Origin of the sequence: Planctellipticum variicoloris, assembly GCF_030622045.1 — a bacterium.
Classification (GTDB): Bacteria; Planctomycetota; Planctomycetia; order Planctomycetales; family Planctomycetaceae; genus Planctellipticum; species Planctellipticum variicoloris.
Genome location: NZ_CP130886.1, coordinates 349,620 through 362,303, shown reverse-complemented (window position 1 = coordinate 362,303; position 12,684 = coordinate 349,620). Strand labels below are relative to the sequence as shown.

Below are 12,684 nucleotides of genomic sequence, written 5' to 3'. Positions count from 1 at the left end.
TCTGCTACTCCCGCTTCGCGTCGCCGCGGGCGAAGATGCTGGCCACGTACTGCAGCACGTCGGAGGCCGATTCTTCGTTGTAGCCGAAGTCGCGGATCAGACGCGATTTGACGATGTCGATTTTCTCCTGCGTGTCCTTGTCGACCACGTTCGACACCAGCGTCGTCAGCTTGATCGTGTCTTTCTGATCTTCGAACAGCTTCAGTTCGAGCGCCTTGTGCAGCCGCTCGTTCGTCTTGTAATCAAACTTCTTGCCGTCCAGCGACAGCGCGCCGATGTAGTTCATGATCTCCCGGCGGAAGTCGTCCTTCCGCGTTTCCGGGATGTCGATCCGCTCCTCGATCGAGCGCATCAGCCGTTCGTCCGGCTGCTCGTCCTGGCCCGTGAACTTGTTCCGGACCTTCTCACGCTGCGTATACGCCTTGACGTTGTCGATGTAATTTCCACACAGCCGCGAGAGCGCCTCTTCGTCGGCGGCAATCGCCCGCTGGACTTCGTTCTTGACCACGTCCGTGTACTCGTCTTTGACGACCGAGATCAGCCGGCGGTACGCGTCGCGGACTTCTTCGCTCTGGATCAGGGAGTGATGCCGGAGGCCGGCCTCCAGTTCGTTGAGGACCATGAAGGGGTTGATGCAGGTCGCGTCGGCGTTGTTGACCAGCGCGTTCGAAATCTTGTCCTGCACATAGCGCGGGGAAATCCCCAGCATCCCTTCCTGCCGGGCTTCCCGGCGGAGCTGTTCGACGTTCTCCGTCGTGAAGCCCGGCAGGCTCTTGCCGTTGTAGAGCTTCAGTTTCTGCAGCAGGGTCAGGCCGTGATGCTTCGGCTCTTCCAGCCGGGTCAGCACGGCCCAGATCGCGGCGACCTCCAGCGTATGCGGGGCGATGTGTTTGCCTTTGACGCGGCGCGGGTTGTAGTCCTTTTCGTAGATCCGCAGTTCGTAGGCGAGTTTGGTGACGTAGGGGACGTCGATTTTCACGGTCCGGTCGCGGAGGGCCTCCATGAACTCGTTGGACTGCAGCTTGCGGTACTCGGGCTCGTTCGTGTGTCCCAGGATCACCGTGTCGATGTCGGTCTGGGCGAACTTCTTCGGCTTGATCTTGTGTTCCTGCGAGGCGCCCAGCAGGTCGTAGAGGAAGGCGACGTCGAGCTTCAGGACTTCGATGAACTCGATCATGCCGCGGTTGGCGACGTTGAATTCGCCGTCGAAGTTGAACGCCCGCGGATCGGATTCGCTGCCGAACTCGGCGATCTTGCGGTAGTTGATGTCGCCCGTCAGTTCCGTCGAGTCCTGATTCTTTTCGTCCTTGGGCTGGAAGGTGCCGACGCCGATGCGGTCGGCTTCGGAGAGGAAGAATCGGCGGACGACGATGGAGTCGAGGACCTTGATCCAGTCTCCGCCGGTCTCGGCGAGTTTTTCGCGGAAGTAGAAGCGGGAGAGGGGACAGACGTCGCCGGCGATTTCGACGCAGTAGTCTTTGTCGGGATTGCGACCCTCGTTGAGGATGGCGCAGAACTTTTCCCGCTGGTCGTGCGGGACAAGCTGCAGCGGTTCGCTGTTCATCGGATCCCAGATGACGCTGCCATCGTCCTGCTTCCAGCCGAACGAATACAACGCCCCTTCGGGCTTCCGGCTGTAGCGTTCCAGCCCCCGTTTCAGCAGGCGGGCGATCGTGCTCTTGGAGCTGCCGACCGGGCCGTGCAGCAGCAGAACGCGGCGTTCGCTGCCGTACTTGAGGGCGGCGCTGCGGAAGACGCTGACCAGTTGCGAGAGCGGTTCGGTCAGTCCGAAGATCGCGTCTTCGCCGTTGTGGTCCGGGTCGTCAAAGAATCGATACCGGAGCAAACCGTCCCGGCGGCCTTCTTCGATGGGGTACGACCCGTAGGAGACGACCATGTCGTACATCCGCTGGTGGGCGGAGCGGGTGACCTGGGGGTGCTGCCGGACGATGTCGAGGTACTCGTCGAACGAGCCCTGCCAGTGCTCGTGCCGGTAGGCCTCGGCGTCCTGGTCGGCCGCAATTTTTTCCAGCAATTCACGTCCTGTGGCCATGATTCTCTCCTGACGTTCTGGCCCGCGCACAGGCGGCCTGTGCTATCCCGCGAGCGGGTGGTGTTCGACATCAACAGGACGCGATCCCGGCGAATTTCCCCACCGGGATTCGCGGCTCGACCTCGACTCGGTCAACAGGGGCAAGTCTGCGGAAGAATTCGGAAACGATGTGGCAAGCTCATCGGTGTGCGACGGCCCTCCGCCGTCGGATTCAACGCCGTCCAGACCTTTGGGTCGGCGGGGCTCCTGCGGCAGCGACTGCTTCGCAGGCTTCCTGCGGGTGGCAAGGGGAATGCACCCCGAGGAAGAGAGCCGACCTTCCTGGTCCCGGCATCAGGGGTGCGAAAGAACAACGGTCCCGGAGCGTCGCGCGGACGCGTTCGACAGGCTGAGCCGTCATCCCAGCGGATCAAACTCCGCCTGTACCGGAATTATCGCATCCGGAAGACTCTCGACAAGACCAACTTCGCGAATGCAAATAATCTCGGGCGAACATCTGTCGGGCGGGCGGGCCGGCGGGTGGCCGACGCACCTCCGTGTGCCACGGCCGTGTCGGCCGTGCTCTTTACCAATCTCCGGTCATGCTGCTCGTCCGCGTAAAGGAAGAACCCGCCGCCGCGTTCTACCGCCAACACGGCTTCGAGCCGGTCCTCGACGACCCGCTCAAACTCTTCCTGCCCGTTCCACTGTCTTCGTGACGGGTGGCGACGAGGTCCTGATTGCATCTCCGGCATTCCATGTAGCGGCTGCTCGTCTTGTACAGTATTCTCGTGAGAGGATCTTCAGATCGAACGAGCAAGTCCGGTTGGAGTTCGGGAGTGTCGGCTGCTTGATGAATCGAGAAGAGCACTGCTGGCCCGCGGACGGTCCAGCAGTGGCACCCGCGCGAGTTTTCGGAGAAGAGAAGATGTCGACGTACAGGATTCGTGGCGCCTTTACAGTCGGAATGATCCTGGCATTCGCCGCCGCTGCGGTGGCGCAGGAGGGCGCTGACCTCAGCGAGACTCCCCGGTCGCCGGATTACAGCTCCAGTGGATCGACTCTGATCAACCTGCTTGCAAACCCGCGAGTTCAGACGGAGCTGGGGCTAGCCGAACCCGAGTCGAAAAGGTTGCTGGATTTGCTGCGCGAGATTGACCCGACACACCCCGCGTTTCGCACGCCGGAGGACAAGCAGCAGGAATTCGCCCGCGAAATGGCAATTCAGGAGGAGGTCAAGCGGAAGTCTGAAGCAACCATACAGAAGTCTCTCAGCGAGGAACAATTCCAACGTCTTCAGCAACTGGAGCTGCAGGACCGGGGTGGAGTCGCGTTGTTGAATCCTGAGATCGCCCGGCGATTGGCGTTGACTGCCGAACAGCAGAAAACGCTGGAGACGATCAAAGAGGAATTTCGGCGGGCGGGTCCGACGAGCCGCAGCGGTTTCGCGGGGGGCACGCCACGACCGGGCGATGAAGCGGCAGCGACTCGACTGGACAAATACAAGGCCGATCTGCTGGCTATTCTGACGCCGGATCAGGCGAGACAATGGCAAGCGATGACCGGCGCTCCGATCGAGGTTCCGAAGTTTATGAAACGCTTTCCCTTTCATCTGGTCATTGCGACGGAAGTTCAAAAGGAACTGGGTATGGCGGAAGACGAAGCCGCAGCGCTCGTGCAATCGCTGGAAGCAATCGAGCGGGAAGGGAACAAGAGCCGAGGCGAGACGTTCCGTTTAATGTGGGAGGCCAGCTCTCCGGAAGATCGGAGGCGGCAATCCCGACAAATCGTTGACACGGTCAAATCTTCGCTGACGGTCTCGCAATGGAATCGGCTGCAGGAGGTCATTCTCCAGCAGAGGGGAATGAGTGTGCTCGCTCATCCGGACGTGGCAAACGGACTGGGTCTCAGCCGGGAGCAGCGAACCCGAGTCCGCGAGACGATGGACGAATATCGGCGGGAATCCATCGGCAATCGAAGTCTGCTGCCGAAGCCGGGAGAATCTGAGACTCACAGGCAAAAGGAACAATCCGACTTGCTCGAAATCCTGACCCCGGAGCAGAAAACAAAGTGGGAAGCGATGCACGGAGCACAAGCCGATCTGGGGAACCCGTTGGGCATACGCTGACTCTCGCCGGCCGAAGGTTTCCAAGGGACTTGGAGCGCTCTCACGGCTGACACAGCCGTGGCACACGTGACTTCAACCGACTGATCGTTCGCGGACGCCGTCATCCCGGTGCGTGTTTCCTCCGAGGAGCCGATCATGGAATGGAAGCCGCTGGAGTCGGCGAGTTTTGACGCCGGGCGTCTCATCCGCGACTCTCCGCCGCGAATGGGACACAAGAACAAGCGGGTGGTCTACGAGATCGCCTGTTCCACCGGATTCCCCTTCGAAGGGGAGGTGAACTATGCCCGCTGGCCGACGCAACAGCCGCTCGGCGTACTCCAGGCCCGGCCGCCGTTTTCGATCCGTCAGGGAGTGTTCGCGTACGAGCGACCCGCGGATTCGACAACAGCCAGTTGGCACGTGAACTTCGCCGACCCCCTCCTGTTCGTCGCCTACGATTCGCCTCTGCTGGCGCAGGACGAACTGCAGGTGGCCGAACACCCGGTGCTCGGATCCTTGCGGGACGCACTGGTTGCCGCGGGGAACGAGCCGCGGACCGTCGACCGTCAAGGGAGCCCCACGCCGATCACGATCACCGGCGTGCAGCGCCGGTGCGTCATCGAGACGCGGCCGGATGCAGCAGCGGGACGCCGCCACGGTCTCTACGGAAACGCGTTCGCCCGAGCCCCCGCCGAGCTGGTGGCGGCCGCCACGCAAGCGCTCGCGCCGCCGACGGTCAGCAACATCCTGGCGATGGCCGCGCCGGACGGGGGAAGCGGCGCCTACCGTCGCGGAGAACTGGACGACATTCTGAGCACGGCGTTCACAGGTTTCTCAGCGGCCCGGCAGGAGAGTGAACGGATCGTCTCCGGCGGCCCGCGGACGACGATCCACACCGGTTTCTGGGGGTGCGGCGCCTTCGGAGGCAACCGCACGCTCATGACGATCCTGCAGTCGCTCGCCGCCGACCTGGCCGGCGTGGAGACCGTCTTCTGGGCGTTCGATGAGTCCGGGGTCGAACTGGTCGAGGCCGCCCGCCGGCAGTACGAGCAACTCCGCGACGCGACGTCGAACGTGTCGGAACTCCTGGATCGGCTCGTACAGCGGGGATTCGAGTGGGGGGTGTCGGATGGGAATTGATGGCCCGTCTTGCCCAGCTCACGCCGTTCCTGTTTGATCTGCCGGACCCGCCCTTCTTTGACTCGGAATCGCTGAGCCACCGCCATTGTCCTGCCGCCCGTATCACACGCCGCCAGCACCTTGCGCCGGTACTCCATCGAATGCGCTCTACGACTGCAGCGGCAAGTAGATCACTCGATTCCTGAGTTCATCCGCTGCACAGCAGGTCAGACAGAGTTCGAGATCGGTTGCCATCCGCCCGATTGGCTGACCCTGACGGGCAAAGAACAGGCCGGGGAACTCCCGGCCGGATTGCAGCCATCGGGAGGCAATCTCAAGGAAGTCCTCGTCCTGAGTCATCAGTAACCGGTCCAGAGAGACGGCGCGCAACAGCAGCGTTTCGTCGTCGACGTCTCGAGTCCCGTCATCTTGGCTCGTCAGAACGTCGATGGACCTGCTGCGAAGCGTCCGTGTCAGACTCGCGGGGACATGGACATCCACGTAGAGCTTGAGGGCCATCACGCCCCCTGCGCTGCTCGACGCTTCAGTAGCTCTTCCCGCGACAACGCCTGAGCGATCGGGACGCGGTCATGGTCACTGGCTGTTTGCTCGATCGACGCCACGAGCTCGTCGTAATGGTCGTGAAAGTAAGTCAGAGCGGCATAGACCTCGGCTGGACGCAGATCGGGATGCTGCCGCAGCAGTTCCTCAGCCGACCATCCATAGAAGTACTGTTCGGCCGCCAGATGACGTACTTTGTAGCGAGTCTCGGCGATCCGGACCGTTCCGTCTGGATCATTGGTCAGATGAGGGTAGCTGATGGTCGCGGACATGGAACGCAGATCCTCGCGTGGCTCAGGCCGGCGACAAATCCAGCCTTTCTCGACGGTCAAGTCACTCGTCTGATATTCTGTCGACTGCTCCGCTCGCGAAGCAACCCCGATCGAAGCCTGCCCATCAGATCTCACAGGCGGGCGATGATTGTCCGTCCGCACCCTGTCGCGGCGGCAATGCCACACGAAGTTGAATCGCCGCAGACGGGTCGCCGCTCAGCAACCGCCTGCCGTTCAATCTCACCCCAACCCCCGAATCACCCGTCCCTCCGACAATCGCCGCGGGACTCGCTGAAACTGGTCGTGGTACTCCCGCTCCGGATCGATCCCCAGATGACTCAACACCGTCGCCGAGAGGTCCGCGGGGGTGACCGGCTTGTCTTCCACAAACGCCCCGTGGCGGTTCGTCGAGCCGTAGATCTGACCGCCCCGCACGCCGCCGCCGGCGAGCAGGACTGTGAACGCGTGCGGCCAGTGATCCCGGCCCGTCGCCTCCGTCATGCCGTTCTGGGTGATCAGGCCGATCCGCGGCGTCCGCCCGAACTCTCCCGAGGCGACGACCAGCGTGCTCTCCAGCAAGCCGCGTTGATCCAGGTCCGCCAGAAACGTCGACAGCGCTCGATCGAACGGCGGGCAGAGATTGTCTTTCAGCCGGGCGAAATTGTTGTGGTGCGTGTCCCAGTGGGGCGAGACCTTGTCGCTGCGCGAGTCGTCGTCCCAGTTGACGGTGACCAGCGGAATGCCAGCCTCCACCAGCCGCCGGGCTGCCAGCAGGCTCTGGCCGAATTTCGACGGACCGTAGGCGTCCCGTTGAGACTGCGGTTCGCGCTGCAGATCGAATGCCCCCGCCGAGCTGGCCCGCTCGATGGTCGTGAACGCCGCGGCGTAATGCCGGTCAGACAGATCCCCCAGCGCGGTTCCGTCGGCGATCCGTTCCAGGCGGGTCAGTTCTGTGCGGAGTTTCCGCCGGCGGTCGAAGCGGGTGCTGGAGACGTCGGGAGGAAGTTCGAGCCCCTGCACGCGGAAATCGGGGCGCGTCGGGTCTCCCTCCATCAGGAAGGGGTTGAACTCGTTTCCCATCCGTCCGCCGGTCTGGCCGGCGATCCGCTTGTCCTGGCCGACGAACTGCGCGTACCACGGCAGGACGACGGCGGGGGGAAGGCCGGCGGGGGACTGGCCGTAGCGGGTGACGAGGGCGCTGAGCGAGGGCCAGTCCTCGGGGGTCGCCTGATCGGTGACCGGCGGCCCGAAATATTCCCGTCCGGTCGTAATCTCGCTGCAGGCCGGCCCGTGCACGGGCATCTTGTGGGTCATCGATCGCAGCAGACAGAGGTGGTGCGTCTGCCGCGCGAGGAGCGGCAGGTGCTCGCAGAGAGGGATGCCCGGCGTCGACGTGGCGATCGACCGGAACTCGCCGCGGATCTCCGCGGGGGCGTGGGGTTTCATGTCCCACAGATCGATGTGGCTGGGGCCGCCGAAGAGAAAGAGGAAGACGCAGGATTTTGCGCGGGGGGCGACGTCGGCGCGCAATTGCGACAGCCGGGCCAGGTCGAGCCCGCAGATCCCGACGCTGCCCGCGACCAGCGCCTGCCGTCGGGTGAGCGCGCTGCGATGCATCATGCCGCCTCCGGTCCGGGGCTGGGATGGAACGGATCAATTGTGCCTGATGAATGGCGTGGAGTCCAGAGGGAGTCGGGGGCCGGGCGCGCCCGGCCCCCGTACGGTGGACGTCCTCGTCCGCCGACGGTCCCACGGCCGCCGTGCCCGGCCGTCATCGCGGATCACCGTCGCCGATGCCAGAACTACTTCGCGCCCGACGTCGCTCGCGGCCGAACGGAAACAATCAGTTCGGCGTTGATCGCATTCGCCAGGCGCTCCAGCGTTTCCACCGTAGGATTCCCCTGGCCTCGCTCCAGCCGCGAGTAGTTGCCGCTGTTCATGGGCATGGCGTCGGCGACTTCTTTCGCCGACTTGCCGGAAGAGACGCGCAGTTCCCGCAAAAACTTCAGGACGTCGATATCCAACGGATCCCAGTAGACGGGAAGAAAAGACACCCAATCCCTATCCCTCGCCCGCGTTCGAATGCTCGAGAGGGAACAAGACAATGACTCGCTGTTTTAGAATCGATTTCGGTGATTCAGTGCGGCTGACACGGGGTCAGATTTCTCACACTCGCACACCATCCCCAACGCCGGGAGAGTCGTATGGACTCACGGCTCTGCCTTCAGCCGCCCCTCCAGCGCATCGAACTTCTGCTGCAGCTCCGGCGGGCTCTGCCGCCGGTAGAGCAGGGCGGTGACTTTGAACAGTTTCCCCGCTTCCGGGGTCTGGCCGGAATCGAGCATCGCTTCGATGCGACCCAGACGTGCGGCGATCCAGTCGGAAGAGCCCGGCTTCGACGTCGCCTCCTGTCGCGACCAGGTGAGCTCGCGCACCGCGTCGGCTTCCGGCGTCTTGACATCGGCCAGCAGCTTGACCGCGAGCCGGGCCAGTTCGAGATCCTGCGGATTGGCTCGAACCAGATCTTCCAGCACGCGCGACGCCCGGTGAAACTGTCCCGACGCCAGATGGGCGTCCACCAGCGCCAGATCCCACTCCCGCCTTCGCTCCGGGGGAACCGTCTTCCGTGCATCGGCAACCCGCTCGATGGTTTTCAGCAGCAGGCTTGTCAGGCGGGGCTGCAGTTCGGCGCGGACTGACTGCCGGACTTCGACCAGCGTCTTCATCAGCGTCAGCAATTTGTCGGGCGGAGCGGAATCCCACTGCGTCGCCAGAGCCTCGGCGGCGCTGCCGCGTCCTTCGCCCGCCAGGGCGACGATCTGCACCGGAACGGCTTCGGCCTTGAGGAGATCCCAGCGGCTGCGCTGCACGGCGGTCAGATCGGCGACCGGCCGGGCTTCTTGAAATGTCGCCAGGAGTGCAGCGGCCCGGGCGTAGCGGGGCGGCTCGACGGCCAGCCAGAGCCGGGCCGCCTGAATCGCAAATTCCGCCTGCGAGACCGTCCAGCCGGGGCCATCCGATTTCAGCGCCGCCAGCGGCTCCGCGAGTTCGGACAGCGCGACTTCGGCAGTCACACCCGCTTCCGCTGGATTCCCGGCGACGGCCTGCAGAAAGCAGCGGGCCGCGAGCGCGATGCAGTCCTCATGCTGCGGGTGATCGACGGGGACTTTCAGAAAACTGCGGGCCGCGTCCGCGAATCGCCCCTCGCGTTCCAGCAGTCGAGCCCGCATCAGCCAGCCTTCTCCCGTCGTGCTGTCCGACGGCCAGGCGGCGAGATGTCGGTCGAGATCGGCGAAGAGCGCCGCCCGATGCTCGGGCGTTGGAGACCGATCGAACCGTCGCGCGAGCGCGTAGGCCGACATCAGGCTGGCGGAAGAGGCTTGCGGATGCTCTTTCAGCTCGCGGGCGAGCGTCGCGAATTCGGCGGAGGCGTCATCCCAGCGGGACTGTTGCAGAAAGACCGACGCCAGACCCCAGCCGGCTTCCATCCTGGCATCATCATTCGCCCGATCGCGTGCCAGTCGCAAGGCGGCCCGGTAGGCGGTTTCCGCTTCGGTCCAGCGCTGCGCCGTCCGGGCCGAGCGGCCGGCGCGGAGCAGGCGATCCAGTTCGGGGCCGTTCTTTCGGGCGTTTTCGGCCAGCTCCCACAACTGCCGACAGCGCTGACCCCAGACGCCCCCCAGTTGCTGGTCGGCCCGCGCGACGAGTTGTTCGCCGGCCGATTGAAACTCCTGTGCGAGATCGGCCCCCTGCCGCTCGGCGGCGATGTTGCGAAGCTGAATGAGGCCGGCAAGCTGCCACCAGGCCAGTTCGCCCGGCCAGCGCTGCGTCCGACTGCGATAGGACACCGCCGCCTGGACGGCGTCATCGGGCCGCTGCTGATCGAGCGCCAGGCGGACTCGTTCGACCGCAATGGCATCGGCCGCGACGGCGGACGGCGGCGGATCGGCGGTTTCGAGAGCTTTGAGCATCTCCGCCGCACGAGCCGGATCTCCGCGGAGGCGTTGACAACTCGCCAGCATCACTCGGGCCGTGACGGATAGGTCGTCGTCATCGCCGGCGACTCGGCGCGCCGCCGCCTCGGCGTCGAGGATATCCGAACTTCGGTTCTGCCCCGTGGTCAGCTCGGCGCGCCAGAGGAGCAGCCTGGCCAGCCACCAGCGGATCTCCGCCAGCCAGCCGCGGACTTCGGCCGGGGTCATGCGCGTCGGGCGACTCGCGGCGGTGTTCCAGGCGGCGACGCGTGCTTCCTGGTGCTTCAGCTCGTCGATCGCGGGCTTGAGCGTGTCGAGGGCCTGCTGAAGGAGCGACGCTTCGTCCGCGAAGGTGCGAGCCGGCCAGCAGCGAGATTCGGCGCGCAGCCCAAGCACGACCGTTCGCTGGCCTTCGAGCAGCGCGGGGCGTTCAGGCGGAGGCGATCGGCCGAGCTCGTCAACCAGCAACTGCTCGGCGCGGGCAAACAGGTCCGCCTGTTCGTCTCCGGCCGCCAGAAAAGCGTGGTCGGCCAATGTCCGGGCGAGTTCGATGACCACGTCCGACCGGATCTCGGCGTTCAACTGCGGATCGGCGAGCCGGTGCAGGGCATAGCCTTCAGCGACGCTGAACAGCCCTCGTCCGCGCAATTGCTCGAAGAACACTCGTAGCTCAGGATCATCCCCCCCCTGTGCAGCGCCGACTCCGAAGAGCACGCAACACGCGCCGATCACGATCGACCCTGCGCGAAACACTGCCACAAGAGCCTCCAGCGGGGGAATCAGGCCCGTTCTCCTCCGCCGGGCGATCGGAGTCGTTTGCCGACATTCAATTCGAGCGGCCCGAAGGCCTGTTCGTGCTGCTGAACCGCCATCGCCAGCGTCGTCAACAGCCGCTTGGCGGTGAAGTGATTCATGATGACCCGCTGCGAGACCTTGACCACCATTCCGTTCCCGTTCGGCGGATTGGGATTCAGCCCCAGGTCCAGGATCAGTTCTTCCGCGGTGCTGAGCACCCGGCAGAAGTTGGCGTAACCCTCCGCGACGGCCGAATCGTCGACGAGCAGTTGTCCCGGGGGAAGTTCGTTCGGGCCGGCGGCAGGCCGCCCCTGTGGTCCCGGCGGCGGACCGGGACGGGCGGCGCTACCGGGCTGGCCGGGGCGACCTGGACCGGGAGGGAACTGACCCTTCGCTTGCGGCATCGGATGATCCTGCAGAGAGACCGGCCCGTCCGGCGATCTGCCGGGCGGAAGTTTGGCGGCCCATCGGTTCAGTATTGCACTCCTGAACGATGGCGCAAAGAGGGAAACCCCGCTCTCAGCAGGCGGAGCGGGACGGCTACTTCTGGACCGAGAATTTGTGAACGGTCGTCTGACGGTAGGTTTCGCCGGGGTTTAACCGGGTCGTGGGGAAGTCGGGATGATTCGGCGAATCCGGATAGTGCTGAGCTTCCAGGCAGAACGCACCATTCTTCGGGGCCATGGCGGTCGCGGGCGTCCCGTCCAGGAAGTTGCCGGTGTAGAGCTGAATGGCGGGCTCCGTCGTCGAGATCTCCAGCACGCGGCCGGACTTCGGCTCGACGATTTTTGCCGCCGGCCGCAGCGTTCCCGCGGCGCCGTTGATGATGTAGCAGTGGTCGTAGCCGCCGCCCCCGTTGACGGTTTCGCCGATCCGCTCGCCGATCTTGTGAGGTGTGGTGAAGTCCATCACGGTCCCTGCCACTGGAGCGAGTTCGCCGGTCGGAATCGCCCCTTCGTCGACTGGCAGATATTTGTCGCAGATCAGCGTCAGATCGTGATCGAGAATCGTTCCCTCGCCCGCCAGGTTCCAGTAGCAGTGGTTGGTCAGGTTCAGGACAGTCGGCTTGTCGGTCGTGGCGGTGTAGTCGATCGACAGTTCATTCTGGGGATTGAGGCTGTAGACGACGACCATCTTCAAGGCGCCGGGGTAGCCTTCTTCTCCGTCCGGACTCGTATACGTGAAGCGAACGGACGCGGAATCGGCGGTCTGTTCGGGTTCGGACTTCCAGACTTTCCGGTTGAAGCCGATCAGCCCGCCGTGCAGATGGTGCCCGCTGTTATTGGTCGCCAGCGTGTACTCCGTGCCGTCGAGCGAGAACTTGCCGTTGGCGATCCGGTTTGCGTAGCGCCCGCAGATGCCGCCGAAATACGGCGCGTTGACCAGATAGGCTTCCAGGTCCGGATGACGCAGATTGACGTTTGCCAGCTTGCCGTCGCGGTCGGGCACGTCGACGTTGACGACGGTCGCTCCGAAGTCGATCAGCGACACCTGCATGCCGGTGCCGTTCTGCAGCGTGTACTGAGTAATCTCCTCCCCGTCGGGCGTCGTCCCGAATGGTTCCTTCTGAACGGTCAGCATCGGCGCTTCTTTCTGTGCAGCCGCTTCGGGTGAACCGGGCGCCGGTCCGGCGGGGGCTCCCGGTCCGGCGGCCTCGTCGGGCTTCGTACCGGTGCAACCGGCAGCGCATAGAATCATTGCCAGGCACCAGCCGGCCAGTGTCCGCATCGGCATCAGATTCTCCCTCGAAGCGATCAGGCTGTGAAATGAATGGGGGGTCGCTGCTGGTATCTTGTTTCTGCGGACGCGGACACGCAAGGGCCG

At 64.3% G+C, this 12,684-nt stretch carries 10 protein-coding genes; 2 read left to right on the top strand and 8 right to left on the bottom strand.

Translation table 11 applies throughout. The annotated features are described in order from the left end of the window. Positions 1-4: 4 nt before the first annotated feature. Entirely contained in the window at positions 5-2,053 is a 2,049-nt protein-coding gene (locus SH412_RS01445; protein WP_336521724.1) for a PrkA family serine protein kinase, read from the bottom strand. 907 nt (positions 2,054-2,960) lie between these two features. Between SH412_RS01445 and SH412_RS01440 the strand changes: the two genes are divergently transcribed. Beyond that, positions 2,961-4,160, top strand: coding sequence for a hypothetical protein (locus tag SH412_RS01440; RefSeq protein ID WP_336521723.1), 1,200 nt, complete (start codon positions 2,961-2,963; stop codon positions 4,158-4,160). A gap of 135 nt (positions 4,161-4,295) precedes the next feature. Continuing rightward, positions 4,296-5,279 carry a poly(ADP-ribose) glycohydrolase gene (locus SH412_RS01435; protein ID WP_336521722.1) on the top strand — a complete coding sequence of 328 codons (984 nt, stop codon included), beginning with the start codon at positions 4,296-4,298 and terminating at the stop codon, positions 5,277-5,279. A 147-nt stretch (positions 5,280-5,426) separates the two neighbouring features. Here SH412_RS01435 and SH412_RS01430 read toward each other — a convergent pair whose 3' ends face one another. From SH412_RS01430 to SH412_RS01400, 7 genes are all read right to left on the bottom strand, one after another. Then, entirely contained in the window at positions 5,427-5,777 is a 351-nt protein-coding gene (locus SH412_RS01430) for a DUF5615 family PIN-like protein (protein ID WP_336521721.1), read from the bottom strand. Continuing rightward, complete coding sequence (locus SH412_RS01425) at positions 5,777-6,091, bottom strand: DUF433 domain-containing protein (RefSeq protein ID WP_336521720.1); 315 nt, start codon at positions 6,089-6,091, stop codon at positions 5,777-5,779. The genes SH412_RS01430 and SH412_RS01425 overlap by 1 nt, the downstream gene beginning before the upstream one ends. Positions 6,092-6,331: 240 nt before the next feature. Further along, positions 6,332-7,711, bottom strand: a complete 1,380-nt coding sequence (locus SH412_RS01420; protein WP_336521719.1) for a DUF1501 domain-containing protein — start codon at positions 7,709-7,711, stop codon at positions 6,332-6,334. 182 nt (positions 7,712-7,893) lie between these two features. Next, positions 7,894-8,145: a helix-turn-helix domain-containing protein gene (locus tag SH412_RS01415; RefSeq protein WP_336521718.1), complete on the bottom strand. Its 252-nt coding sequence runs from the start codon at positions 8,143-8,145 to the stop codon at positions 7,894-7,896. Between the two features lie 156 nt (positions 8,146-8,301). Beyond that, complete coding sequence (locus tag SH412_RS01410) at positions 8,302-10,824, bottom strand: hypothetical protein (protein ID WP_336521717.1); 2,523 nt, start codon at positions 10,822-10,824, stop codon at positions 8,302-8,304. Between the two features lie 20 nt (positions 10,825-10,844). Beyond that, complete coding sequence (locus tag SH412_RS01405) at positions 10,845-11,264, bottom strand: DUF3467 domain-containing protein (RefSeq protein WP_336521716.1); 420 nt, start codon at positions 11,262-11,264, stop codon at positions 10,845-10,847. A gap of 136 nt (positions 11,265-11,400) precedes the next feature. Beyond that, positions 11,401-12,594 (bottom strand): aldose epimerase family protein, encoded by a 1,194-nt coding sequence (locus SH412_RS01400; RefSeq protein WP_336521715.1) that lies wholly within the window; start codon positions 12,592-12,594, stop codon positions 11,401-11,403. Positions 12,595-12,684: the final 90 nt, after the last annotated feature.

Bases quoted from the DNA above. Each gene is read 5' to 3' on its own strand.
- SH412_RS01445 (WP_336521724.1), bottom strand. From the start codon at position 2,053: ATGGCCACAGGACGTGAATTGCTGGAAAAAATTGCGGCCGACCAGGAC.
- SH412_RS01440 (WP_336521723.1), top strand. From the start codon at position 2,961: ATGTCGACGTACAGGATTCGTGGCGCCTTTACAGTCGGAATGATCCTG.
- SH412_RS01435 (WP_336521722.1), top strand. From the start codon at position 4,296: ATGGAATGGAAGCCGCTGGAGTCGGCGAGTTTTGACGCCGGGCGTCTC.
- SH412_RS01430 (WP_336521721.1), bottom strand. From the start codon at position 5,777: ATGGCCCTCAAGCTCTACGTGGATGTCCATGTCCCCGCGAGTCTGACA.
- SH412_RS01425 (WP_336521720.1), bottom strand. From the start codon at position 6,091: ATGTCCGCGACCATCAGCTACCCTCATCTGACCAATGATCCAGACGGA.
- SH412_RS01420 (WP_336521719.1), bottom strand. From the start codon at position 7,711: ATGATGCATCGCAGCGCGCTCACCCGACGGCAGGCGCTGGTCGCGGGC.
- SH412_RS01405 (WP_336521716.1), bottom strand. From the start codon at position 11,264: ATGCCGCAAGCGAAGGGTCAGTTCCCTCCCGGTCCAGGTCGCCCCGGC.
- SH412_RS01400 (WP_336521715.1), bottom strand. From the start codon at position 12,594: ATGCCGATGCGGACACTGGCCGGCTGGTGCCTGGCAATGATTCTATGC.